Here is a 26288-nt window from a genome sequence, read left to right as displayed (position 1 = left end):
CGGCGCCCTGCTTCGGCGCGGCAAGCAGCGCGGCGGCGGACGGGGGGTGACCTCGCTCCACCGGGGAATCGGTCAGCGGATGGGCCGGTGCACGTTCTCCCTGGTGCTGGCGCCGGGCGTGGCGTCGGCGATCCAGGGGCCGTCGCCGGACGGGTCGAGGACGCCTTCCTCCAGCCAGGTGTAGGTGCCGGACAGGACTCCCTTGACGACCTTGCGGTCGATGTCGTCGGTGTTGCTCCACAGACGTCCGAAGAGTTCCTCGACCCGGATGCGGGACTGACGGCAGAAGGCGTCGGCGAGCTGGTAGGCCTCGCGCCCGTGCTCTCCCTGGGTGCGCAGGAGTTCGGCCCGTACGCAGGCCGCGCTCATCGCGAACAGCTCGGCGCCGATGTCGACGATCCGGCCCAGGAAGCCCTGCTTGGTCTCCATCCGGCCCTGCCAGCGCGACATCGCGTAGAAGGTGGACCGGGCGAGCTTGCGGGAGCTGCGCTCGACGTAGCGCAGATGGGTGGAGAGGTCCACGTCGTGCCGGAACTCGCCGTACGAACGCGGGATCCTGCCGGGGCCCGCCACCAGCTTCGGGAGCCACTTGGCGTAGAAGACGCCGGCGTTCGCGCCCGCCTTCGCCTTCTCCGAGAGGGACTTGTCGGGGTCGATGAGGTCGCCGGCCACCGAGAGGTGGGCGTCGACGGCCTCCCGGGCGATCAGCAGGTGCATGATCTCGGTGGAGCCCTCGAAGATGCGGTTGATGCGCAGGTCGCGCAGGACCTGTTCCGCGGGGACGGCGCGTTCGCCGCGGGCCGCCAGCGACGCGGCCGTCTCGAAGCCGCGGCCGCCGCGGATCTGGACCAGTTCGTCGGCCATCAGACAGGCCATCTCGGAGCCGTACAGCTTGGCGAGGGCGGCCTCGATACGGATGTCGTTGCGGTTCTCGTCGGCCATCTGCGAGGAGAGGTCAAGGACCGCTTCGAGCGCGAAGGTGGTCGCCGCGATGAAGGAGATCTTGGCGCCGACGGCCTCGTGGAAGGCGACCGGCTTGCCCCACTGCTCACGCACCGACGTCCACTCGCGGGCGATCTTCAGACACCACTTGCCCGCGCCCGCGCACATGGCGGGAAGCGAGAGGCGGCCGGTGTTGAGGGTGGTGAGGGCGATCTTCAGGCCCGCGCCCTCGGGTCCGATGCGGTTGGCGGCCGGCACCCGCACCCGGTGGAAGCGGGTGACGCCGTTCTCCAGGCCGCGCAGGCCCATGAACGCGTTGCGGTTCTCGACGGTGACGCCCTCCGAGGACGCCTCCACCACGAAGGCCGTGATGCCGCCCTTGCCGGCCTCGGACTTCGGTACGCGGGCCATGACGACGAGGAGGTCGGCGACGACACCGTTGGTCGTCCAGAGTTTCACCCCGTCGAGGATGTAGTCGTCGCCTTCCCGGACGGCGGTCGTGGCCAGCCGTGCCGGGTCGGAGCCGACGTCCGGCTCGGTGAGCAGGAAGGCGGAGATGTCGGTGCGGGCGCAGCGGGGCAGGAAGGTGTCCCGCTGTTCCTGGGTGCCGAAGAGTTTCAGGGGCTGCGGAACGCCGATCGACTGATGGGCGGAGAGCAGCGCGCCGAGGGCCGGGTTCACGGAGCCGACCAGGGCGAGGGCCTTGTTGTAGTACACCTGGGTGAGGCCGAGGCCGCCGTACTTGGTGTCGATCTTCATGCCGAGGGCGCCGAGCTCCTTGAGCCCGGTGATGGTCTCGTCCGGGATGCGGGCCTCGCGCTCGATCCGGGCGGAGTCGATCTTCGTCTCGCAGAAGTCCCGCAGTTTGGCCAGGAACTCCTCGCCGCGCAGGGTGTCCTCGTCGGCGGGGAGCGGGTGCGGGTGGATGAGGTCGAGCCGGAAGCGGCCGAGGAAGAGTTCCTTGGCGAAGCTGGGCTTCTGCCAGCCCTGTTCGCGTGCGGCCTCGGCGACTTGTCGGGCCTCACGTTCGGTGACTGTGGGCTGGTGGGGTGTTGCGGACATGAGGCTCACCTCGCCGCGAATAGGGATCTTGGGGCAGTCCGTTACCGACCGGTTCTACTCGATCGTATTTACCGGATTCCGGACGACCCCACCAGTCCTCGCGCAGCGAACGGCCCATTGGGCCGTCCGTGAACCGGTCTCCTTCGCCGCCCCGGGGGCAGGTGGGGCCCGGGGCGGCGACCGCGGGAATACGGCTGTCGAAGCGCTTCGACAGCTATGGACACGATTCCTTCACGCGGCTAGGGTCGAACCACCCGCATGCGCCCCTATCGGGATGGCGCGCCCCGTCGAAGCGCTTCACAGATCTGGGAGAGCCGGATGGTCACCCTCGCCGAGGTCGCCCAGCACGCCGGAGTCTCGGCGAGCACGGTGAGCTACGTCCTCAGCGGCAAGCGGTCCATCTCCGCGAGCACCCGCCTGCGGGTCGAACAGAGCATCCGGGAACTCGGCTACCACCCGAACGCGGGCGCCCGTGCACTGGCGAGCAGCCGGTCCAACATCATCGCGCTGATGGTTCCGCTGCGCACCGACATGTACGTACCCGTGATGATGGAGATCGCCATCGCGGTGGCCACCAACGCCCGCAACCACGGCTACGACGTCCTGCTGCTCACCGGCGAGGAGGGGCCCGACGCGGTGCGCCGGGTCACCGGCAGCGGGCTCGCCGACGCGATGATCCTGATGGACGTCGAGCTCGACGACGAGCGTCTGCCGCTGCTGCGCGAGACGGACCGGCCGTCCGTGCTCATCGGCCTCCCCGCCGACACCACCGGCCTGACCTGCGTCGACCTCGACTTCGGGGCGACGGGCGCGCTGTGCGCCGAGCATCTGGCACTGCTCGGCCACCGTGACATCGCTGTCATCGGCGAGGCCCCCGCCGTCTACGAGCGGCACACCGGCTTCGCCGAGCGCACGCTCGACGGGCTGCGCGCCCGCGCGCGGGAGCTGGGGCTGCGTGTGCTGCACCGGCCCTGCGAGGGCGGCTACGACGCGATGGCCCTCACCCTCGCCCGCATCCTCGACGAGCGTCCGGGCACCACGGGCTTCGTCGTGCAGAACGAGTCGGCGGTCGAACCCCTGCTCGCGCTGCTGCGCCAACAGGGCCGTGCCGTGCCCGAGGACGTCTCGGTGGTCGCCGTCTGCCCGGACCAGGTCGCCACCCAGGCCTCGGTGCGGCTGACGTCGGTCGCGATCCCCGCGCAGGACATGGGCCGCCATGCCGTCGAGCGCCTGATCGCCAAGCTCGAAGGCCGCGGCAAGGACGAAGTCGTCCTGATCGCACCCGAGCTGACCGTACGGGCGAGCACGGGGCCGGCCCCGGCCGCTTCCTGAACCGGTCGCCCGTCAGGGCACTCCTTCATGTCTGCACTCCGTCAGGAGCCATCCACGTGAACCAGTCCGCCGCCATCCGGCCCCAGGCGGGTCTCGCGCAGTCCTCCCCGACCGTCGGCACGTTCCGTGAACGCGGCGGAGCGCTGGAGTGGAGCGGCCGCACCGAGACCGTCCGGATCGAGCCGTGGGGCCCCGACGCGGTCCGGGTGCGCGCCCGGCTCGGCGGCCCCCTGCTCGAAGGGCTGCCCGGCGCCCTGCTCGACGAGCCGGAGGACACCGCGAGCACGCTGGAACTCCGTGACGGCGAGGCCCTGTTGACGGTGGGGGCGCTGAGGGTCGGGATGAGCGCCGAGGGACTGATCCGTTTCACCCGCACCGCCGACGGCGCCGAACTCCTCGCCGAGGAACGCGCCCACTTCTGGTGGCCGGGGTCGCGGCTGTACACCCCCACGGGCAACGGCCACCACCGGCTGGAGCAGCGCTTCGCCGCGTACGAGGGCGAGCGGCTGTACGGCCTCGGGCAGCACCAGCACGGGCTGTTCGACCAGAAGGGCGCGGTCCTGGACCTGGTCCAGCGCAACGCCGAGGTCACCGTGCCGGTGCTCACCTCCAGCCGCGGCTACACCCTCCTGTGGAACAACCCGGCGATCGGCCGGGTGGAGCTCGCGGGCAACGGCACCCGCTGGGTCGCCGACTCGGCCCGGCAGATCGACTACTGGATCACCGCGGGCACCCCGGCCGACGCCCAGCGCCGCTACAGCGCGGCGACCGGCAGGACGCCGATGCTGCCCGAGTGGGCGGCCGGTTTCTGGCAGTGCAAGCTGCGCTACCGCACCCAGGACGAACTCCTCGGCGTGGCACGGGAGTACAAGCGCCGGGGGCTGCCGCTGTCGGTCATCGTCTGCGACTTCTTCCACTGGACCCACCTCGGCGACTGGAAGTTCGACCCGGCCGAGTGGCCCGACCCGGCGGCCATGCAGGCCGAACTCGCCGGTCTCGGCGTCAAACTGGTCGTGTCCGTCTGGCCGTCGGTCTCGCCCCTGTCCGAGAACCACGGGCTCATGGAGCAGCGGGGCCATCTCATCGGGACCGAGTACGGGCCGATGGCGCACGCCGACTGGCCGGACAAGCAGGTCGCCTCCACGGTCCAGGTGGCCTTCTACGACGCCACGAACCCCGAGGCGCGGGAGTTCGTCTGGTCGCGGGTGAAGGACAACTACTTCGATCCGTACGGCATCTCGGCCTTCTGGCTGGACGCCTGCGAGCCGGAGCTGAAGCCGGGCTTCTCCGAGAACCTCCGCTATCACGCGGGCCCAGGACTCGAAGTCGGCAACCTCTACCCCCGCGAGAACGCCCGCACCTTCTACGAGGGGCTGCGCGCCGCCGGGGAGACGGAGATCATCTCCCTCAACCGCTCGGCCTGGGCGGGCAGTCAGCGCTACGGGGCGGCCCTGTGGTCGGGCGACATCGGCACCGACTTCGCGACCCTGCGCCGTCAGATCGCCGCAGGTCTCAACACCGCGCTGTCCGGCATCCCCTGGTGGAACACCGACATCGGGGGCTTCCACGGCGGCGACCCGGACGACCCGGCGTACCGCGAGGTCATGGTCCGCTGGTTCCAGTTCGGCGCGCTGTCGCCGCTCATGCGGCTGCACGGCTTCCGCGACCCGGGGCTTCCGCTCGGCCCGGCCATGACCGGCGGTCCGAACGAGGTCTGGTCGTACGGCGAGGAGGCCGGTGCCGTCATGGAGCGGTACCTGCGGCTGCGGGAACGCCTGAAGCCGTATCTGCTGGAGGTCATGCGGGAGGCGCACGAGGAGGGGCTGCCGGTGATGCGCCCGCTGCTCCTGGAGTTCCCCGGCGACAAGGCGGCCTGGTCGGTGGACGACGCCTACCTCCTCGGCCCTGACCTGCTGGTCGCGCCGGTCCTCACCGCGGGCGCCACGGCCCGTACGGCCTACCTCCCGGCGGGCGCCCGCTGGACGGACGCGTGGACCGGGGTGACGTACGAGGGAGGCGCGGCGGTGACGGTGGACGCGCCGCTGGACCGCATCCCGCTGTTCCTGCGCGACGGGGCACGCCTGCCCGTCGCCGAGCCGGACACGCCCTAGGGCGGCGGCCCCAGGGTGAGGACGCGGTCCTCTCCGGCGTCCAGGGACAGGGGTGCCGTGCCGGAGGGCGTCACGAGCTCGACGTGGCAGGAGCGGTCCGGCCGCAGGACGGCGGAAGCGCCCTCGGGGGTCCAGACCAGGTCGGCCGTGGCGCCGAACCGGGTGCGGACGCCCCGGAGTACGCCGCAGGGCAGACCGGCCGGACGCGCGGGGAAGAGCACCAGTCGCCGCGGTGTGGACTGGATCAGCGCCTCGATGAGGACGGCGGGCAGCGTGTGGGCGGCGTCGGCGTTGTAGACGCGCCGGCCGGGGTAGTGGCCGCTCATCAGGGAGGCGTGGAAGAAGTCCCCGGCCAGGACCTTGCCCAGGGAGTCGGTCACGCGTCCGGCGTCCCGCAGGCGGGCGGCGATCAGGGCGTGATGGAGATGGCCGTGCGCCGAGTCGTTCTCGGCGCCGCGCAGTTCGAGGGCGCGACGGGCCGCCTCGGCCAGCCGGGGGGTGTCGTAGGGGTTGATCTCGTCGAGCGGCCAGACACCGTACAGGTGGCTGAGATGGCGGTGGTCGTAGGTGTCGAGGAGTCCGGGACGGGCCCATTCGGCCAGCGCCCCCTCGGCGTTGACCCGGTGCGGCGGCAGCCGGTCGGCGAGCGCCCGCCATCGCCCGCCGTCCGGGCCCGGACAGCGGGCGGCGGCCGTGCGCAGGGCGTGCCGGGCCGCCGAGAGGTCCATGGCGGCGTTGACGGTGACCCAACTCGCGTTCGCGGGACGGTTCTCCGGCGAGTAGGACGGCACGATCACCAGGTGTCCTTCCTCGTCGGTCCGGGTGAGGAAGTCCTCGTAGAACAACGCGGTCTCGGCGAGCGCGGCGGCCAGCCGAGGATCGCGCACGCCATAGGTCTCGTCGTGGTCCACGAGCGGCTTGAGCAGCCAGTCGGCACCCGCGCTCCACACATGCAGCGGGTAGGCGCGGCTGAAGTGGTACAGGTGTCCCGACTCGCCGTCGGTGTGGGCGGGGGCGAGCACCCCGCGCGTGCCGAAGACCGCTCTCGCGTTGTCCCGCCAGTGCGGCAACTGGGCGTGGACCAGGGCCGCGTGGGCCTCGGTGACCTCGGGGAGGACGGCCGCGGCGGCCGACGCCGTCTGGAGATTGAGGTTGGCGTCCGTGGTGAACGCCCCGGACCACGCGGTGTCCCAGTCGCCGGTCCACAGGCCGGTCAGCCGCGGCGGCAGCGTCCCGGAGGCCGACAGCAGGTGGTGGCGGCCGGCCGCGAAGAGCCGTTCCAGCAGGGCCGGGCTCCTCGGCCGCCCGACCAGCTCCGATCCGGGCAGGGCGCGCTCGGCGGGATCGGCGCCGAGGTCGAGGGTGACCCGCAGATAGGCGGCGCGGTGCAGGGCGGTGTGGCGGGCGAGCAGACGGGCGTGGGCGTGCCCCGCGCTCTTGGCCGTACGGCCGGCGCGGGGCAGCAGGCCGCGCAGAGAGCGGAGCTCCGCGAGGGCGTCCAGGTCGCCCGGGTGGCGGCGCACCCGGGTGAGCAGCAGCATCGAGCGGGCGCCCTCGACCCGTACGCCGGAAGGGCCCGGACGGACGGCGCCGTCCGTGAGGAGAAGCGTGATCCCGGTGTACGAGAGGTCGCTGCCCGGATAGCGGGCGCACAGGGTGAGCAGGGCGCCCTCGGGGGTGGGGACGGCTCCGTGCTCCACCGCCAGGTCCGCGGGCGCCCCCGGCAGCCGGTGGTCGAGCGTCACCTCGGCTGTGGGGCCGGGAGCGGTGACGTACTGCGTGATCACGTCGTCGGCGCGCGAGACGAAGACCTCGCTGCGCCTCTCACCGCACACGGAACGGACCACCCCCGTGGTGAAGTCGGCCTCGCGCCGGTACTCCCCCGGTTCCCGGGCCGGGCGGCGCAGCCGCACCTGGAACGCCGGGTGGAAGGGCTGGACCCACAGCAGCGGCCGGCCGTCGGTGAAGTCCTCCCCGGCCGTCACGTCCCCGGCCAGCAGCCGGTCCTGTACGTCGGCGAGGCGGTCGGCGAGTTCGGGCGGGCGCGCCCCTGCGCTGCCGTTCGGGCGGACCAGCCGGTGATGGTTGACGATGACCCGGTCGTCGTCCGGATCACCGGACACCATGGCGCCGTGGGTGCCGTTCCCGCTCAGGAAGGCGTCCTCCCAGCGGGCGGCGGGCCGGGGTTCCCAGGTGCCGTGGACGGGGCCGGAGTACCGCCCGCCGCCCCTGCCGGAGCGGTCCGCGCGGGTGCGGGGGCGGTCCTCGTCGGTCATGGGGCGAGCACCGCCGCTCCGAGACGCTCCAGGCGTACGGAGTCCCGCACGAGCGCGCCGCCGAGCAGGTCACGATGGCTGCCGGGCACCTCGACGGTCACCGGGTCGCGCCCGTGGTTGAGCAGGAAGAGCAGTTCGCCGCGCCGGACGGCCTCGACGCCGTCGGGCAGCCCGTCGAGCACAGGCCGGACGCCCGCGCCGTCGGCCGCCTCGGCCAGCAGTGCGCGCAGGGCCGCCGGTTCGGGGAGGGTGGAGAGGTAGCGGACGGTGCCGCGGCGGAGCACGGCGGGCATCCCGTCCAGCTCTCCGCCGCGGTACCGCGCCTCGACGGCCGCGGCGGGGTCGGGATCGATCTCCTCGGACCAGAGCGTGCCCGTGAACCCGTCGCACGCCACCTGCTCGCCCGCCTCCAGCGGCCACCATTCGTGCAGCGTGCGGATGCCGAACAGTTCACGCAGCCGCTCGTCCATGCCTCCCGGGCGCACCCGGTCGTCCTCGTCGGCGACGCCGGTGAGGAAGCCGCAGACGAGGGTGCCGCCGGCGCGCGCGTGGGCGAGCAGGTTCTCGATCGCGGTGTCCGTGAGCAGGTACAGCTGAGGCACGACGACCATGCGGTACGCGGACAGGTCGTGCTCGGGATGGGCGAACGCGGTGGTGAGGTGGGCCTCCCACAGGGCGCGGTGCCAGGCCCGTACGAGCCCGGCGCAGTCGATCTCGGCGGAGAGGCGGCCGTCCTGCTCCGCGGCCCACCAGGAGTTCCAGTCGTGCAGGACCGCGATGTCCGCGGCGACCCGGGTGCCGGCCACCCGCGGTGCGAGGAGGGCGAGTTCGGAGCCGATCCGCTTGATCTCCCGGAAGCCGCGGCCCTGTTCACCGGCGTGGCCGATCATCCCGGAGTGGAACTTCTCCGCGCCCTGCCGGGACTGCCGCCACTGGAAGTAGCAGACGGCGTCGGCGCCGCGCGCGACGGCCTGGAGCGACCACAGCCGGTTCAGCCCGCGCGGCTTGGGGTGGTTCACCCCGCGCCAGTTGACCGCTCCGGCCGCCTGCTCCATGAGCATCCAGGGGCCGCCCGCCGCCTGCGAGCGGGTCATGTCCTGGACGAGCGCCCCGTGCTGTGCGCCGAGGGGGTCGCGCGGGTCGGGGTAGAGGTCGACCGAGACGACGTCCTCCTCCCCGGCCCAGCGCCAGGCGTCCTGGCCGACCCACATCGGCATGAAGTTGCTGGTCACCGGGATGCCGGGGCTGTGACGGCGCACGATGTCCCGCTCGGCGACGTAACACTCCAGAAGCATGTCGGAGGTGAAGCGTCTGAAGTCGAGGACCTGCGCCGGGTTCTTCAGGTAGTGCGCGTGACGCGGCGGCAGGATCTCGTGCCAGCCGTCGTAGCCCTGGCCCCAGAAGGCCGTTCCCCAGGCCGTGTTGAGCGCTTCGAGGGTGCCGTACCGGTTCCGGAGCCAGTGCCGGAAGGCGGCGGCCGCCTCGTCGCCGTAGTCGAAGGTGCAGTACTCGTTGTTGATGTGCCACAGCGTGAGGGCGGGGTGGCTCGCGTAGCGGGCGGCCAGGTCCTCGGTGATGGCGGCGGCGCAGCGGCGGTAGACGGCGCTGGAGTGCGAGAAGTGCTGCCGGGAGCCCCACCATTCGGTGCGGCCCTCCTCGTCCCTCGGCAGGGTCTCGGGGTGCAGCCGGCCCATCCAGGGCGGCGGCGAGGAGGTGGGGGTGGCGAGGACGACGCCGACGCCGTGCTCGTGCATCAGGTCCATCAGCCGGTCCAGCCAGCCGAACTCCCGCGCCCCCGGCCGGGGTTCGATCCTGGCCCAGGAGAAGACACCGAGCGTGACGGAGTTGACGCGGGCCTCCTTCATCAGCCGGACGTCCTCGTGCCAGGTCTCCTCGGGCCACTGCTCGGGGTTGTAGTCGCCGCCGAACAGGATGCGGCCCCGGGTGGCGTCGCCCGGACCCGGCCTGCCGGGCTCCGGAGCGGTTCCGCCGCGCGTGCGCATGAGCCACCTCGATGAAGAAGGGGAGGGAAGGAGCTGTTCAGCCCTTCACGGCGCCGGTGAGCATGCCCTTCTTGAAGTGCCGCTGGACGAAGGGCGAGAGGACCGCGACGGGCAGCAACGCCATCACCATGACGGCCATCTGGACGGCGAGCGGCGACAGTTGGCCGGTGTTGATCTGGGTGGCGAGTCCGACCGGGCGCTCCTGCTTCTGGACCAGCTGGATCATGACGTTCTGGAGCGGCATCATGTCCTGGTCGGTCAGGTAGATGGAGGCGTTGAACCAGGCGCTCCAGTAACCGACCGCGTAGAACAGCGAGATGACCGCGAGGACGGGCCGGGAGAGCGGCATCACGATCTGCCACAGGATGCGCCAGTCGCCCGCGCCGTCGATCCGGGCACTGTCGACGAGTTCGGGTGAGATGCCCATGAAGAACGCCCGCAGCACCAGGATGTTGAAGACGCTCACCGCGCTGGGCAGGATCAGCGCGAGATAGGTGTCGGTGAGGCCGAGCGCCTGCACCAGCAGATAGGTGGGGATGAGCCCGGCGCCGAAGAACATGGTGGCGAGCAGCAGCATCAGGAGCCCGCGGTGGCCCAGCGATCCGGCGCGCGAGAGACCGTAGGCGCACAGGACGGAGACCGCCATGCTGAACAGGGTGCCGGTCAGGGTCACGCCGAGGCTGACGAGCGCGGCGCGCTGCACCTGGCCGCCGGTGAGCAGTTCCCTGTAGGCGACGAGGCTGACGCCCCGGGGGACGACGACCAGGCCGCCCGCCGCGTCGATGGTCCGCTTCGACTGGAGGCTGGTGACGACGACGATCCAGAGCGGGAAGAGGATCGCGCAGGCCGCCAGGACCAGGACGAGTCCCTTGCCCGCGAGGCCGGCCTTCGACGGTTCCTCCTCCCAGGCCGGCCGGGGCGGCGCGGCCCAGCGGCCGGCCCTGTCCCACGGGTCCCTGGTCGCAGCGGTCATTTCTCGTACACCCCCTGCTCGCCCATGAGGTGGGCGACCTTGTTGGCGGTCAGGACGAGCCCCAGGCCGATCACGCCCTTGATCAGTCCGGCCGCGGCCGCGTAGCCGAAGTCCTGGTTGCGGATGCCGTTCCACCACACGTAGGTGTCCAGGACCTCGGAGGCTCCGGGGCCCACGGCGTCGCGCTGGAGCAGGAGCTGCTCGAAGCCGACGGTGAGCGCGTCGCCCACGCGCAGCACCAGGAGCAGGGCGATCACCGGGCGCAGCGCGGGCAGGGTGATGTGCCACATCCGCCGCCGGCGCCCGGCTCCGTCCATGGCTGCGGCCTCGTACAGGTCGGGCGGTACGGACGACAGGGCGGCGAGGAAGACGATGATGCCCCAGCCCGCGTCCTTCCAGACGCCCTCGGCGGTCACCAGGAACTTGAAGATCCCGGGGTCGGTCATCAGGTCGATGCCCTGGTGGCCGTGCCGGCGCAGGGTCTGGGCGATGATGCCCGCCCCGCCGAGGATCTGCTGGAAGACGGTGACGACGAGGACCCAGGAGAAGAAGTGCGGGAGGTACATGACCGCCTGGGCGACGGCCCGGACCCGGGGCCTGACCACGCTGTTGATGAGCAGCGCGAGGGCGACCGGGATCGGGAAGTACAGCACGAGCTGGAGGAGGAACAGGACGAAGGTGTTCTGCACCGCGTGCCAGAACCCCGGGTCAGCGAAGATCCGCCGGAAGTTCTCCAGACCGGTCCAGGGGCTCAGGAACATCGCGGAGAAGCCGTTGTCGCCGAGGTAGGGGTCGTAGTCCTGGAAGGCGACGACGTTGCCCAGCACGGGGAGGTAGGTGAAGACGAGCAGCAGCGCGATCGCGGGCAGGGTCATCAGGATCAGGGTGCGGTCGCGTCGCAGCCGCAGCCGGAAGGCCGGTTTCCCCTCGCGCTGTCCGGCGCTCTCCTCGGTCACTTGGCCGCGGAGCCGTTGTCGTCGAGCAGCTTCCCGTACCAGGCGCGCAGGTCGTCGCCGCCCTTGCGCTTCCAGTCCGCGACGGCCTGCTGCATGTCGCCGGTCTTCTTGCGGCCGCGGACGATGTCGTCCTCCAGCTGTTCGAAGTCGTTGGCGAGGTTGGTCCACCGGTTGGGTTCGGTGATGGTCAGGCCGTAGAAGGAGGACTTCCTGGTGAAGGCGCCCATGCGCTGCTGCCATTCGACCTGGAGCCTGGCGATCTCCGGCAGATCGGGGTGGGCGAGGTAGGCGGCCGGGTCGCCGGTGTAGTCGTAGGCGCCGTTGACCTCGTTGGTGCCCTTGGCGGTCTTGGTGGGCAGGCCGTTCTTGACGGTGTAGTCGGTGCCCTCGACTCCGTACACCGTGAGCATGTACTCCTTGGTGCCGTACGGGGCCGCGCAGAAGTCGGCGAGCGCGAGGAAGTCCTTGATCTGCCGCTCGGACGCCTTCCGGCTGACGAAGGTGAAGATGCCGGCGGGCTGGGTGGCCCAGAGCGTGGGGTCGCCGCCGTCGGGGCCGAAGATGTCGAAGGCCCCCATCTCGAAGTCGGTCTTCTGGGTGCGCTGTTCGGCCGTCGAGCCGTACCAGTAGGACAGGTCGCCGTTGAACACGAGGGACTGGCCCGCGGTGAAGCGGTTGGACGCGTCGCCCTTGACGGCCCTGGCGTCGGGGTGGACCACGCCCGCCGCGTACAGCTTGCGCGTCCATTCCAGGGCTTCGAGGTATTCGTCGGTCTCGATCCGGTTGACGAGTTTGCCGTCCCTCAGGTCCCACCACAGGGCCTTGTCGCTGCCGTTGAGGACGCCGTAGATGTTGAAGGCCGTCCACTTGAGGTCGTCGCAGGCCCAGACCTTCGCCCGGGCGTCGGTGGCCTCCTTCGCCCAGGCCAGGAACTCGTCGGGCGACTTGGGGAGGGTGTAGCCCTTCTTGGCGAAGACGTCCTTGCGGTAGAAGGGCGCGATGTTGGTGACGTACGAGGCGGGCATCGGGATCGCGCGCAGCCGGCCGCCGAAGATGGAACGCTGCCAGGCGTCGGTGGGGACGGCCGCGAGGTTCGGGTAGTCCTTGACCTTGTCGCCCGACAGATACGGGCCGAGGTCGGCGAACTTGGCGTCGATCGCGCTCGGGATCCTGCCGTTCAGGTTCCAGCCGGGGACGACCACCACGTCCGGGATGTCGCTGGAGGCCAGGATCGCGCCCAGCTTCTCGTCGTAGGTGTTGCCGTCCTGGTTCTGCCAGGACGCGCTGATGCCGATGGCCTCGTTCATGGCCGTGTAGTAGGCGTTGTCGCCCCTCGGCGGGGTGCCCCAGAACGGCGACATGATCTTCAGGTCGCCGCCGCTGCCCAGTTTCTTCGGGACGGACGTCTTCAGCGCGCCCAGGTCGATGGCGCGGGTGAACCCCGCCGCCGATCCGTTCTTCGACGGTAGGTCGGGCGTGACGACGCTCGACGCCACGAACGCCGGAAGGATCTTCCTGGCGTCCTTCCCCGAGGTGGTGCCGTCCTTGCCACCGTCGTTGCCGCCGCCGCAGGCGGCGAGCAGAGGCGTTCCGCCGGCCACGGCGGCCGCTGCGACGGCCGTGGAGGCGAGGAATCTTCTCCGGCTGGGGGCGGATGTGACGGAGTTCGGCGTCATTGCGTCAACCCTTCGTGGCGCACAGCAGGACACCGGCGGGCGGGGCCGTCGGCTGCGGTGTCTCGAATGGAGCTGCCCGAGCGGAAGCGGACCTCGGAGGACTGTGCCCTGGGGAGAGGGCAGCCCGACAGTCGAAGCGCTTCGATGTTGCTGCGAGGTTAAGTGAACGCCTGGGGGCGCACAAGGGCCGCTTCCAAGATTCCTCGGGGACGGAGAACAACAGGGCGCATCTGTGCGGCACTTGGCGTGTTGGCGGGAAACAGAGGTGCCGGATGCTCGTCTCTTGACACCCACCCCTCGACCGATCGAGCATCGAAGCGCTTCGAAAGACCTTCGAGGCCCATCGCGGAGGGAACACCAGGTGACCGCCGAGACGCCGCCCGTACCGCCCTTCCGTGACGCGAGCCTGCCGTTCGCGAAGCGCGTCGACGACCTGCTGACGCGGCTCACCCTGGACGAACGGATCGCGTTCCTGCACCAGTTCGCGCCCGCCGTCGAGCGGCTCGGAATCTCCGCGTTCCGCACCGGCCAGGAGGCACTGCACGGGGTCGCCTGGATGGGTCCCGCGACGGTGTTCCCGCAGGCCGTCGGGCTCGGCGCGACCTGGAACGAGGAGCTCGTACGCCGGATCGGCCGGGCCGTGTCCTCCGAGGCCCGCGCGATGCGCGCCCGCGACGACCGTGTGGGCCTCAACCTCTGGTCCCCCACGGTCAATCTGCTGCGCCACCCGCTCTGGGGGCGCAACGAGGAGGGCTACTCGGAGGACCCGGCGCTCACCTCCGCCCTCGCGACCGCGTACACCCGCGGGCTGCGCGGCGACCACCCGGTCCACTGGCGCACGGCGCCGGTCCTCAAGCACTGGCTCGCGCACAACAACGAGACCGCGAGGGACACCTCGTCCTCCTCCGTGCGGCCACGCGTGCTGCACGAGTACGATCTGCGCGCCTTCCGCGACACCGTGCGGGCCGGTGCCGTGGCCGGCGTGATGCCCGCGTACAACCTGGTCAACGGCCGCCCCAACCACGTCTCGCCGTACCTGCGCGAGCAGCTGCGGGCCTGGACCGACCAGGAGCTGCTGGTCTGCTCGGACGCGGGCGCGCCCTCCAACCTGGTCGATTCCGAGCACTACTTCGACACCCACGAGGAGGCGACGGCGGCCGCGCTCCTCGCCGGCGTCGACAGTTTCACCGACCACGGCACGGACGGCTCCCTGATCACCGCGCGCGTCCGGGGCGCCCTGGAGCGGGGCCTGCTGACCGAGGCGGACATCGACACCGCGGTGCGCCGGCAGCTCGCGGTGCGCTTCCGGCTGGGCGAGTTCGACCCGGACCTCGGCCCGTACGCCGCGACCGGGGAGTTCGACACGCCCGCCCACCGCGCGCTCGCCCGGGAGGCCGCGGAAGCGGCGATCGTCCTGCTCAAGAACGACGGCCTGCTGCCGCTGCGCCCCGGCGCCAGGGTGGCCGTCGTCGGCCTGCTCGCCGACGAGTGCATGCTCGACTGGTACAGCGGCACGCTCATCCACCGGTCGACCCCGCTGGAGGGGCTGTACGAGCGCTTCGGCGCCGACCGGGTGGAGTTCGCCGAGGGCGTGGACCGCGTACGCCTGCGGACCTCGTCCGGCCGGTATCTCGCGGTGCCCGCCGCGGACGACGTGCCGGAGGCGGCGCGGGACGCCGAGGGCGCCCTCGACCCCGCGCTGATCACGGGCCGCACCGATCTGCCCCCGCTGACCGCCGACGCCGTGGGCACCGAACTGGCCCTGACCGACTGGGGCGAGGGCGTCCTCACCCTGCGCTCTCCGGACGGCCGCTTCCTGTCCGTCGCCGAGGACGGGTTCCTGCGCGCGTCCGCGGACCGGCCCGGCGGCTGGGTCGTCCAGGAGACCTTCCGGCTGGAGCCCGCCGCGTCCCGGGGCGGCGGACACCTCCTGAAGCACCTCGGGACGGGCGGATACGTCCACGTCGCCGCCGACGGAGTGAAGGTCGCCGGGCCGGACATCCAAAAGGCCGAGGTCTTCGAGCTGGAGTTCACGCGGCGGGGCGAGGACGCGGTGGCGCGCGCCGCCGCCTCGGCCGACGTGGTGCTGGTCGTCGCGGGCAACGACCCGCACATCAACGGCCGCGAGACCGAGGACCGTACGACGCTGCGGCTGCCCCCGCATCAGGAGCGGCTGCTGGCGGCCGCCCGCTCGGCGAACCCGGCCACCGTGCTGGCGCTGGTCTCCGCCTACCCGTACGCGGTCGACCCCACCGGGCTGCCCGCCCTGCTGTGGACCGCGCACGGCGGCCAGGCTGCGGGCACCGCGCTGGCCCGCGTCCTCGCCGGGGACGTCTCCCCCGCCGGCCGCCTCCCGCAGACCTGGTACGCCGGGGACGACGACCTGCCGGACCTGCTCGACTACGACGTGATCGGCGGGCGGCAGACCTATCTCTACTTCGAGGGGACCCCGCTGTTCCCCTTCGGACACGGCCTGAGCTACGCCTCGTTCGCCTACACGGATCTTCAAGTCGGCCGGGCGGTGGACGCGTTGACCGTGACGTGCACGGTGACGAACACCTCGGCCGTGACCGCCGAGGAGGTCGTCCAGCTCTACACCCGGGCGGTGGCCCCGTCCGTGCCCCGCCCGCGCCGCGAACTGGCGGCCCACCGCCGGATCCTGCTCGCCCCGGGCACACCGACGGCCGTCACGTTCGAACTCCCGCTCACGGTGCTGGAGTTCTGGGACGTGAGCCAGGGAAGGCGACGGCTCGAACCCGGTGCGTACGAACTGCTGGTGGGCGCGTCGAGCGAGGACATCCGGCTCGGCGCGACCGTCGAACTCGACGGCGAGCCGGGTACGTACCGTCCGGTCCGCGAACGCGGCCTGGACGCCGCCGACTTCGACGAACAGCGTGACACCGCGATCGTCGACCGGACGAGGAGCTCGGGCGACGCGGTGACACCGGTCGGCGGCGGCACGGGCGAACTCCTGTACCGGGGATGCGACTTCGGTCCCGGAGTCACCGAAGTCGTCGTCGAGGTGGCGGGTGAGGGCGTGGTCGAGATCTCGCTGGACGGCTCACCGCCGGGCGGCGGGCCGGCCGCCGCGGAGGTTCCGGTGGGCCGGACGGGCGGGCCCTACGCCTACCGCACGCTCACCGCCGCGTTCACCGCCGCCGGTGTGCACGACGTCCGCCTCGGACTGCGCGGGCCGGTCCGGCTCGCGCACGTCGGCTTCTCCGGTTGAGGGTCCGGAGAGGCCGGCACGGGGTCCGGCACCGGAAGGCATCGGTGCCGGACCCCTTCACGGCGACGTGAGCTGAAAACGATTGTCACTAGACACGTCGTTTTCGGTCGGGCCCTGCCGTACACATGAGCGATAATCACCCCGTTCTACGCAGTGGGCGAGAGCCATGTGTGACGGGGGACCAGAGTGACCAGAAGTCAGGGGGGCGGCGGTGGGCAGCCATCGGGCAGAGAGACGCTCGCGGCGGAGCTGCGGCGGCTGAAGGAGAGGTCCGGACTGAGTTTCGGGCGCCTCGCCGGCAAGACGCACTACAGCCGCTCGTCGTGGGAACGCTTCCTCAACGGCAAGCAACTGCCCACCGCGGTGGCCCTGGAGGAGTTCGCCGCCGTCATGGACGCGGACGCGGACTTCCTGCTCGGGCTGCTGGCGGGGGCGGTGGAGCCGCCGGGGGCCGGGAGCGTGACCGACTCCGGGGCCGGGTCGTCTGCGGCCGTGGGCGGGGACGGGGCGGGGACCGGGGGCGGTGTCGCCCAGGGGGGCTCGTCGGCGACTGCGCCTGTGGCGGCGACGGCTGCGACCGCGGAACCGGGCTCGGTGCGGGCTGCGGCCGTGCAACCGGTGACGCCGGAGAGCGTCTCCGTGCAGGGCGGGTTCGTGCAAGGCGGGCCCGCGCAAGGCGTGTTCACGGAGGGCGAGTCCGCGCAAGGCGGGTTCGTGCAGGGCGGGTTCGCGGAGGGCGGGTTCGCGGAGGGTGTCTTGGCTCGCCCCGCCTCCGCGCAGGCCGTGGGGGCACAGTCCGCGCCGGAGCGGTCGGTGGCGGAAGGGCCGGTGTTGGTGCCGGTGCCGGTGCCGTCTGTGCCGGTACCGGCCGTGCAGGTGCCGTCCGCCGTGCAGGCCGTGCAGGTGCCGTCTGTGGCGGTGCAGGCCGGGGCGGTTTCGTCGGCCGAGGGACCGCCGGCCGAGGTGGCGTCCGCCGGGGTGGCGTCGGGCGATGTGCCGGCGGGTGCCCGGCGGCAGCTCGCCCTGCGGGACTGGAAGCCCGGGATACGTGTGGCCGGGCTGGTCGCCGCCGGTGCTCTGGTGGGCAGTCTCGCCACCGCGTTCACGCTCGGCGCCGCCCCGTTCGGCGGCGGCTCGTCCCCCGGGGCGACGGACCCTTCGCCGCAGACCCCGCGGCCGAGCTGCTCCAAGGACAGCTGCCAGCGACGCGATCCCCAGGCCATGGACTGCCAGTGGGACGCCACGACCGCCCGCGAGACCTGGCTGCGCGGCATGCACATCGAACTCCGCTACAGCGCTGCCTGCGGGGCGGTCTGGGGCCGCATCGAGAGCGGCGCGGTGGGCGACTCCGTGACCATCAGGGACAAGTACGACCTCGAACTGACGGCCACGGTGCGCGTGGACCGCGACACCTACACCGGCATGCTGCCCGTCGACTCCGACGCACCGCCCCGCACGGTGACGATCTGCGGGCGGATCCCGAAGTTCCACGCGATGGAGTGCTCCCCCGAGGGCTCCGTCGAGCCCTGAACTCCCTTGCCCCCGCTCCGGACACACCGACGGCCCGAGCCCCCGCACAGTGGGCTCGGGCCGTACGGCTCGGTCAGGTCCCGGTCAGAGGGCGAGACCCGTCAGGACGAGCACGCGCTCGTAGGTGTAGTCGTCCATCGCGAACTTGACGCCCTCGCGGCCGACACCGGACTGCTTCGCGCCGCCGTACGGCATCTGGTCGGCGCGGTAGGACGGGACGTCACCGATCACGACGCCGCCCACCTCCAGGGCGCGGTGCGCGCGGAACGCGGTCTGGAGGTCGTGCGTGAACACGCCCGTCTGGAGGCCGTACTTGGAGTTGTTCGCGGCCTCGAAGGCGGCCGCCTCGCCGTCGACCTTCTGCACGGTCAGGACCGGTCCGAAGACCTCCTCGCAGGAGATCGTGACATCGGCCGGAACGTCGGCGAGAACGGTCGGGGCGTAGGAGGCGCCCTCGCGCTTGCCGCCGGTGAGCAGCGTGGCGCCGGCCGCGACGGCCTCGTCCACCCAGGTCTCGACGCGCTCGGCGGCGGCCTGGCTGACCAGCGGGCCGACGTCGGTCCTGTCGTCGGACGGGTCACCGGTGACCTGGGCCTCGACGGCGGCGACGACGCGGGGCAGCAGCCGGTCGTACACCGCGGCGTCCGCGATCACGCGCTGCACCGAGATGCAGGACTGGCCGCCCTGGTAGTTGGAGAAGGTCGCGATCCGGGTCGCGGCCCAGTCGAGGTCCGCGTCGCTCGCGAAGTCGGCGAGGACGACGGCCGCGCCGTTGCCGCCGAGCTCCAGGGTGCAGTGCTTGCGCGGCACCGAGTCCATGATCGCGTAGCCGACCGTCTCGGAGCCGGTGAAGGAGATGACCGGGAGGCGCTCGTCCTGGACCAGGGCGGGCATCTTGTCGTTGGCGACCGGCAGGATGCTCCAGGAGCCGACGGGGAGGTCGGTCTCGGCCAGCAGGTCACCGAGGATCAGACCGGACAGCGGGGTCGCGGGCGCCGGCTTCAGGATGATCGGGGCGCCGGCCGCGATGGCCGGGGCGACCTTGTGGGCGCACAGGTTCAGCGGGAAGTTGAAGGGCGCGATACCGAGGACGACACCCTTGGGGAAGCGGCGCGTGAGAGCCAGCCGGCCCTGGCCGCCCGCGTCGGTGTCGAGGCGCTGCGCCTCGCCGCCGTTGAAGCGGCGGGCCTCCTCGGCGGCGAACCGGAACACGGACACCGCGCGGCCGACCTCGCCGCGGGCCCACTTGATCGGCTTGCCGTTCTCGGCGGAGATGAGCTGCGCGATCTCCTCGGTGCGCTCGGCCAGCCGGCGCGAGACGTGGTCGAGGGCGGCGGCGCGTACGTGGGCCGGGGTGGCGGCGAACTCGTCGCGCACGGCGTAGGCGGCGGCCACGGCCTCCTCGACCTGGGCGTCGGTGGGCACGCTGACCTGACCGACGATCCGGCCGTCCCACGGCGAGGTGACGTCGAACGTGGTCTCGCCGGTGGCCTGGCGGCCGGCGAGCCAGAAGGCGTGGGGAGAAGTCATGTGCGAGTCCCGGCCCTTCCATAGGAGTGCTGACGGGGGGGTTCCTGCTGGTGCTGCGCTTTCCCGTCCACGGTAGGGCCGTGACCACCGGGAGGTGTTTGTCCGACGCGTAACAGTCGGGGTGCCTGACGCTCCGGTTTGGCCTGGTTTCCGGGGCTGCCCGAGCACGGGCCCGCACGGAGCGAGGTACGGGCTTGGCCGCCGTCGTTGCGTCGGCTTGCGCTGGGCGCGGGTCCCGTGGCAGGCCGCCGTCGGAGCACCGGCCCGACCTGCCCACGGGCTCCCCTGCCGGACTGCCACCAGCGGGCCGAGGATCACCGGGTCCCGGCCCGGCCGCCCTCGGAGCACCGGCCCGACCTGCCCACGGGCTCCCCTGCCGGACTGCCACCAGCGGGCCGGGGATCACCGGGTCCCTGCCCGGCCGCCGCCGGAGCAGCGGCTGGACCGGCCGCCGTGCCCCGGGACGGCCGTCGGCTCGCGCCGGGCACCGCGTGTCGCGCGGGCGTCCGTCCGAGCACGCGCTCCACTCGTCGCCGGAAGGTCCCGGCCGCCCCCTCAGCCCTCGGCCCCCGTCACTCCCCCGTCGCCGACGTCGCCTTCAGGGCGAGCCAGAGTTCCATCCGGACGTCGGGGTCGTCGAGTGAGCGGCCGAGGATCTCCTCGACCCTGCGCATGCGGTAGCGCAGGGTGTGCCGGTGGACTCCCAGGTCGGCCGCCGCCGCGTCCCACTGCCCGTGCCGGGACAGCCACGCCCGCAGCGAGGCGACCAGGTCGCCGCGGCCGGTGGCGTCGTGCTCGTGGAGCGCGCGCAGGAGCCCGTCGGCGAACGCCCGTACGGCGTCGTCCGCGAGCAGCGGCAGGACGGACCCGGCCGCCAGTTCCTCGTGCTCGACGAGGAACCGGCCGCGCCGCCGGGCGACGGACAGGGCCTGTTCGGCCTGCTTGTAGGCGGCGCGGGCGGCGATCGGACCGGCCGGGGCGGAGAGCCCGACGACGAGTTCGTCCTCGTCCCCGGCGCCGGCGCCCTGCTCGCGCGGAACGGCCCGCGCGGATTCCAGCACCGCGGCGTAGTCCCCGCAGGCGGCGACCGCGGCGCCGCCGTCCACGGCGAGGACGACCAGCCGCTCCCCGTCGGGGACGACGAGCACCGACTCCCCCGAGCGCACGGCGGCGGACTCGACGACCTCCGCGAGGCCGCCCATTGGATCACCCTTCACGCCGGGCACGGCGACGGCGGTCTTCGCGGGTGCCGAGGCGCCCACCCGGGCGTGGCCGTCGGCGTGCGCCCGCCCGGCCGACGCGGACACCGACTCGGCGATGATCAGCCGGAAGGGCGCGTCGAGCAGTTCGCCGTACAGGTCTCCGGCGACGGCCCGCGCGTGGTCGGGTTCCCCGGCGAGCAGCATCCCGAGGACGGCCGCGCCGATCCGCTGTTCGGCGGCGTGCAGGGACCGGGAGCGTTCGGTGGTCAGGGTCAGCAGGGCGATCGCCGAGTGCACGGCGTAGCGCTCCGCGGTGCCGAGGGCGCCGGCGGTTCCGACGGCGAGGGCGGCGCGCGGTCTGCGTCCCGTCCCCAGGGAGTGCAGTTCGACGCGGTCCTCGCCGCCGACGACCGAGCTCGCGGGCGCGGGCCGCTCGCGCAGCCGCTCCACGTCCGGGGTGAGCCGGGCGGCCCGGCGGCCCGCCCAGTCGGGGGCGGCCGCGACGACCGCCCCGGAGGCGTCGTAGAGCGCCGCCCAGCCGTCGACCTGTCCGGCGAGCGCGGCGAGCAGTCCCTCAGGCCCCTCGTTCAGCGCCTGCTTGGTGAGTTCGCGCTGGGCGGCGAACCCCGCGGTGACGGCGCGGTACTGGTCCGCGGCGATGGCGGCGGACACGGCCTTGCTGATGGCGAGGAAGGGGGTGCGCCGGGGCACTTCGAGGAGGGGCAGGCCCTCCTCCTCGGCCGCGTCGACGAGCGCCTTGGGGATCTCGTCGTAGTTGACCCCGACGGCGAAGCCGATCCCGACGACTCCGGCGCCGGCCAGCCGCTTCACGTACCGCCGCATGACCTCGGGATCGTCCGCGTCCAGCTTGAGCGCGGTGATCAGCAGCAGTTCCCCGCCCTCCATGTACGGCACGGGGTCGGCCAGCTCGCTGACATGGGCCCAGCGGACGGGCACGTCCAGGCGGTCCTCGCCCGCACGCACCGTGAGCTTGAGCGCGGAGTGGTGGACGAGCGAGGCGAGCGTGGGGGGCATGAGGCCTTCAGGTCGGTGTGAGCTCGGTGATCTCTGTGATCTTTTGGCCGCGGCGTATGAACGGCCTGTGTCGATTCTGCCTCACCGTACGGTCGCCGTGTGCGCTCACGCTCATACCGCCTGGTCACCAGGTCCGTATATTCATACGTTCCACCCCATATGCCCTCGCGTCAGCTCCGCAGGTCCACCAGCAGCGGCGGAGCGTGCTCCCCCTTCACGCTGGTCAGCGACAGCACGGCGTGTCCGGGCGGGACCGCGTGGGCGAGTTCGGACGCGGACCAGCGCTCCCGCTCGACCTGACGCACGGTCACGGCGTCCGTGGTCACCGCCTTGCCGGTCACCAGCTTGCGCAGGGCGTGGATGGCCCGGGTCATGGGCTGGTCGGCGAAGACGGTGTGCTTGGCCACGTCGCGGGCCTCGACCCACTCGGTGCCCCAGGACTCGGCGAAACGGGCGCCGTCCCAGGTCGTGACGCCGGAGAAGGCCATACGGCAGCCGACCGCGCCGTACAGCGGTCCGTGCAGGGCCTCGGGGATGTCGCCGATGCTCCGGAGTGCGAGCACCACCCCGGCGTTGTGCGCCCGCAGGCCCTGGACACGGCGTACGGTCTCGGCGGTCAGCGCGCCGGTCGCGTCGTCGAGGACCAGGCAGGCGAAGTGCCCGCGCCGGTCGCCGCCGCGCACGACGGCCGCGAACTGGGCGAGCAGGAGCCGGGTGATCAGCTGGGAGGCCTCCTCGTATCCGCGTTCCGGCAGGTCGACGCGGACCCGCAGCGGATGGTGGGCCACCGCACGGAGCGAGAACGGCCGGGCGCCGGTGCCCGAACCGAAGAAGTCCGCGAAGACGGGCCGGTCCAGCAGCGCCAGACGGTCGGCGAGGACCGGGCCCGGGTCGTTCGGGCCGCCGCTCTGCCGCAGCCGCGCCTCCAGTTCGCGGAGCATCGCGGGGTGGCCCCCGGCCGAAAGTTCCTGCCGCAGCGGCTCCAGCAGCGCGGGCACCCCGTCGAGCAGTTCGCGCAGCACGGGGATCGTCGGGAACGTGCCGTGCACGGTCCGGTAGGGACCGAGGAGCTGGGCCAGGGCTGTCGCGGCACGCCGGACGTCGACGCCGTCGACGCTCCCGACCAGGCCTTCCGCGAGGAAGGCGGCGGCTTCGTCGGGGTCGTCGCTGTCGGCGTACAGGTCCAGGTCGTGGACGGAGCCGGGATCGCCGAGCCTGACGACGACGTCGTACGACGCGTCGGGGCCCAGCGGGGTCCCCGCGGCGGCCACGACGACGACGGCGCAGCGCGCGGTGAGGGCCTGGAGCCCGAGGGATTCGGCGACGGGCCGCACGAGGTGGCGTGTCTTGCCGGAGCCCGCCGGTCCGACGGCGAGGAGCGAGGTGGCGAGGGCCGCCGGGCCGAGGGCGGCACCCGCGCCGGAGTAGGCGAGCGGGGTGCGTTCCCCGGCGACCCAGCGGCCGAGCCGCACCTGGGCGGCGAGCAGGTCGTGCGCGGCGGCGCGGACGGGCAGGTCGCGGTCCCCGGACGGATGGGTCCAGGCAGCGGCGCCCCGCCTGAGCACGGTGTCGCCGAAGCCGGCGAGCCGTCCGTCACGTCCGGCCGCGTCCCAGGCGCGCAGGATCCGCGCGCAGTCGACGTCGTTCATGCGCCCGGTCAGCACCTCGGAGGACAGGAGTTCCGCCGCCTCGTGCTGGCCGGCGGCCCTCAGTTCTGGCCATTCGGCCGGAGGCCCCGAGGGCTCGGGCGACGCGGACGGTGCAGCGGCCGCGGTGCCCGCCGCGGCCGGACGGGATCCGAACCGCCGCACGGCCAGCGGCCACCATCCGCCCAGCTTCGCGAAGGGCAGCAGGACCGCCGCGGTGATCAGCGCGTAGACGCCGTAGCTGATCGTCAGCGACTGGAACACGTCGTCCCCGCCGGCGATCAGCGCCACCAGGGACAGGACCGGATTGACGATCGGCAGGGGATCCCACCCGACGCCCGGGAAGGCGTCCGGCCAGACGAAGGTCAGGGTCACCAGGGCCGCGAGGGCCGCGACGAGGGCCCGGCCGGGCTGCGCGCGGCTGACGACGAAGTGATGGGCGATCTCGCGCCAGCTCCCGAGCCGTCCCATGGTGTAGACGAGCGCGGCGAAGAAGAGGCCGTCGTAGACGACGATCGCGTCCCGGCCCTGCCAGGCCTTCGGGGCGGTCGTCCCGCCCCACCACCAGTCGTCCGGCGTGAACAGTTTCAGCACGACCAGCTGGTAGGGAACGTTCCCGCGGCGCCACAGGGACCAGACGATCAGCCCGATGACCAGGGGGATCAGCAGACCGACGATCGTCACGGAGGACAGCCGCCCGCGCTCCTTGGACGCCTTGGGCGCGACGTAGCCGTACCGCCAGATCCCCAGTGCGGCGTCGGGGCGGGGCGCGTTGAGCCAGTCACGCACGGACGGCCGCGAGGCCGGCGGGACGCCGGGGATGGGCGGCGGGCCCGGGGGCTTGGGCGGGGCGGCGCCGGGACCGGTGACCTGCCCCGGGGGTGCGGCCGGACGAGGCACGGGATCGGCATGCGTGCCTCGTGCGTCGCGCGTACCGTCGAAGTCCATCGTGTGCGCCCCCTGACCAGCCCGTCCGCCTGTCGCTCTCAGGTCAATCTAGTGGTCCCGCGGGGCGAGTTCACCGTTTACAGGGCCGCGCACGCGCCGGGAGGGACCGCGGTGCGCCCGCTCTCCCGGGCCACACCCTGTCCGCTCCCGGGCCGCCACCCCGTCAGCCGTTCCGTTCACCGATCCGTTCACCGTTCTGTCCGTCGCTATGTCCATCGCGGACAACGCATTCCTCCGACAACGCCCACATGGCGCATGCCGAGCACCCCTCCTCGGCTCTAGCCTGCGAAGAAAGCAGGCAAGCGTCCGAAAACCCCCCGCCCGGACCACCCCGCGTTCGCCGGGGACCCGTCCGGTTCGCCTCATCATCAGGGAGCCCCTCATGACCGCCCTTCCGCAGGAGCGCCGCGTCGTCACCGCCATTCCCGGCCCGAAGTCGCAGGAGTTGCAGGCCCGACGCGCCGCCGTGGTCGCGGCCGGTGTGGGCTCCGTGCTCCCCGTCTTCACCACGCGCGCCGGCGGCGGGATCATCGAGGACGTCGACGGCAACCGCCTCATCGACTTCGGCTCCGGCATCGCCGTGACGTCGGTCGGCGCGAGCGCCGAGGCCGTCGTGCGCCGGGCCTCCGCCCAGCTCCAGGACTTCACGCACACCTGCTTCATGGTCACGCCGTACGAGGGTTACGTCGCCGTCGCCGAGGCGCTCGCCGAGCTGACCCCGGGCGACCACGCCAAGAAGTCCGCCCTGTTCAACTCGGGTGCCGAGGCCGTCGAGAACGCCGTCAAGATCGCCCGCGCGTACACCAAGCGCCAGGCCGTCGTCGTCTTCGACCACGGCTACCACGGCCGTACGAACCTCACGATGGCGCTGACCGCCAAGAACATGCCGTACAAGAACGGCTTCGGTCCGTTCGCTCCCGAGGTCTACCGCGTGCCGGTCGCCTACGGCTACCGCTGGCTGACCGGCCCGGAGAACGCCGGCGCCGAGGCGTCCGCCCAGGCCATCGACATGATCAACAAGCAGATCGGCGCCGACAACGTCGCCGCGATCATCATCGAGCCGGTGCTCGGCGAGGGCGGCTTCATCGAGCCCGCGAAGGGCTTCCTGCCGGCCATCAGCCAGTTCGCCAAGGACAACGGCATCGTCTTCGTCGCGGACGAGATCCAGTCCGGCTTCTGCCGCACCGGCCAGTGGTTCGCCTGCGAGGACGAGGGCATCGTCCCGGACCTGATCACGACCGCCAAGGGCATCGCGGGCGGTCTGCCGCTGGCCGCCGTGACGGGCCGCGCCGAGATCATGGACGCGGCGCACTCGGGTGGCCTGGGCGGCACCTACGGCGGCAACCCGGTGGCCTGCGCCGGCGCGCTCGGCGCGATCGAGACCATGAAGGAGCTCGACCTCAACGCCAAGGCGAAGCACATCGAGTCGGTCATGAAGACCCGCCTCGGCGCCATGGCCGAGAAGTTCGAGATCATCGGCGAGGTCCGCGGCCGCGGCGCCATGATCGCGATCGAGCTCGTCAAGGACCCGGCCACCAAGGAGCCGAACCCGGAGGCGGCCGGCGCGCTCGCCAAGGCCTGCCACCAGGAGGGCCTGCTGGTCCTGACCTGTGGCACCTACGGCAACGTCCTTCGCTTCCTGCCCCCGCTGGTCATCGGCGAGGACCTCCTCAACGAGGGTCTCGACATCATCGAGCAGGCATTCTCCCGCATCTGACGGACGCCTCGCCGCAGCACCGGAACCCCTGAACCGCCCACGGGCGCGCTTCTCGGACGGTTCCGGTGCTGCGGCGTTCCCGTGGGGGCGTGTGAAGAAGGTGTGCGAGGTGGATGGCGG

At 72.4% G+C, this 26288-nt stretch carries 14 protein-coding genes; 5 read left to right on the top strand and 9 right to left on the bottom strand.

Going from position 1 to position 26288, the window contains the following annotated elements; all coding sequences use genetic code 11:
• Nucleotides 1-72: 72 nt before the first annotated feature.
• Complete coding sequence (locus tag WJM95_RS24355) at nt 73-2004, bottom strand: acyl-CoA dehydrogenase family protein (RefSeq protein ID WP_339131925.1); 1932 nt, start codon at nt 2002-2004, stop codon at nt 73-75.
• A gap of 318 nt (nt 2005-2322) precedes the next feature.
• Between WJM95_RS24355 and WJM95_RS24350 the strand changes: the two genes are divergently transcribed.
• Nucleotides 2323-3336: a LacI family DNA-binding transcriptional regulator gene (locus tag WJM95_RS24350; RefSeq protein WP_339131924.1), complete on the top strand. Its 1014-nt coding sequence runs from the start codon at nt 2323-2325 to the stop codon at nt 3334-3336.
• 56 nt (nt 3337-3392) lie between these two features.
• Entirely contained in the window at nt 3393-5447 is a 2055-nt protein-coding gene (locus WJM95_RS24345; protein ID WP_339131923.1) for a glycoside hydrolase family 31 protein, read from the top strand.
• On the opposite strand, the gene WJM95_RS24340 is transcribed toward WJM95_RS24345, so the two are convergent.
• Genes WJM95_RS24340 through WJM95_RS24320 form a run of 5 tightly spaced genes read right to left on the bottom strand, consistent with a single transcriptional unit; the run spans nt 5444 to nt 13331 of the window.
• On the bottom strand, nt 5444-7723 hold the full coding sequence (locus WJM95_RS24340; protein WP_339131922.1) for a glycoside hydrolase N-terminal domain-containing protein: 2280 nt from the start codon (nt 7721-7723) through the stop codon (nt 5444-5446). The two genes, WJM95_RS24345 and WJM95_RS24340, sit on opposite strands and share 4 nt — an antisense overlap.
• Nucleotides 7720-9726: a beta-galactosidase gene (locus WJM95_RS24335; protein ID WP_339131921.1), complete on the bottom strand. Its 2007-nt coding sequence runs from the start codon at nt 9724-9726 to the stop codon at nt 7720-7722. Before WJM95_RS24335 ends, WJM95_RS24340 begins: the two co-directional genes overlap by 4 nt.
• Before the next feature lie 37 nt (nt 9727-9763).
• The gene (locus WJM95_RS24330; RefSeq protein WP_339131920.1) at nt 9764-10699 is read right to left on the bottom strand and encodes a carbohydrate ABC transporter permease; all 936 of its coding nucleotides are present in this window, start codon (nt 10697-10699) and stop codon (nt 9764-9766) included.
• Nucleotides 10696-11655, bottom strand: coding sequence for an ABC transporter permease subunit (locus WJM95_RS24325; RefSeq protein ID WP_339131919.1), 960 nt, complete (start codon nt 11653-11655; stop codon nt 10696-10698). The genes WJM95_RS24330 and WJM95_RS24325 overlap by 4 nt, the downstream gene beginning before the upstream one ends.
• On the bottom strand, nt 11652-13331 hold the full coding sequence (locus WJM95_RS24320) for an extracellular solute-binding protein (RefSeq protein WP_339131918.1): 1680 nt from the start codon (nt 13329-13331) through the stop codon (nt 11652-11654). The genes WJM95_RS24325 and WJM95_RS24320 overlap by 4 nt, the downstream gene beginning before the upstream one ends.
• Nucleotides 13332-13692: 361 nt before the next feature.
• Here WJM95_RS24320 and WJM95_RS24315 point away from each other — a divergent pair, with 361 nt between their 5' ends.
• Nucleotides 13693-16560 carry a glycoside hydrolase family 3 C-terminal domain-containing protein gene (locus tag WJM95_RS24315; RefSeq protein WP_339131917.1) on the top strand — a complete coding sequence of 956 codons (2868 nt, stop codon included), beginning with the start codon at nt 13693-13695 and terminating at the stop codon, nt 16558-16560.
• A gap of 186 nt (nt 16561-16746) precedes the next feature.
• Nucleotides 16747-18090 carry a helix-turn-helix domain-containing protein gene (locus tag WJM95_RS24310; protein ID WP_339131916.1) on the top strand — a complete coding sequence of 448 codons (1344 nt, stop codon included), beginning with the start codon at nt 16747-16749 and terminating at the stop codon, nt 18088-18090.
• A gap of 84 nt (nt 18091-18174) precedes the next feature.
• Here WJM95_RS24310 and WJM95_RS24305 read toward each other — a convergent pair whose 3' ends face one another.
• The 3 genes from WJM95_RS24305 to WJM95_RS24295 form a co-directional block, all read right to left on the bottom strand.
• Nucleotides 18175-19620, bottom strand: coding sequence for an aldehyde dehydrogenase family protein (locus WJM95_RS24305; protein WP_339131915.1), 1446 nt, complete (start codon nt 19618-19620; stop codon nt 18175-18177).
• Between the two features lie 572 nt (nt 19621-20192).
• Nucleotides 20193-21857, bottom strand: coding sequence for a PucR family transcriptional regulator (locus WJM95_RS24300; protein WP_339131914.1), 1665 nt, complete (start codon nt 21855-21857; stop codon nt 20193-20195).
• A 170-nt stretch (nt 21858-22027) separates the two neighbouring features.
• Complete coding sequence (locus WJM95_RS24295; protein WP_339131913.1) at nt 22028-24451, bottom strand: ATP/GTP-binding protein; 2424 nt, start codon at nt 24449-24451, stop codon at nt 22028-22030.
• 382 nt (nt 24452-24833) lie between these two features.
• On the opposite strand from WJM95_RS24295, the gene gabT reads away from it, so the two are divergent.
• Entirely contained in the window at nt 24834-26168 is a 1335-nt protein-coding gene (gene gabT / locus WJM95_RS24290) for a 4-aminobutyrate--2-oxoglutarate transaminase (RefSeq protein ID WP_339131912.1), read from the top strand.
• The last annotated feature ends 120 nt before the right edge of the window (nt 26169-26288 follow it).

This window comes from Streptomyces sp. f51, assembly GCF_037940415.1.
GTDB lineage: Bacteria > Actinomycetota > Actinomycetes > Streptomycetales > Streptomycetaceae > Streptomyces.
This window is presented reverse-complemented; position numbering and strand designations above follow the sequence as displayed.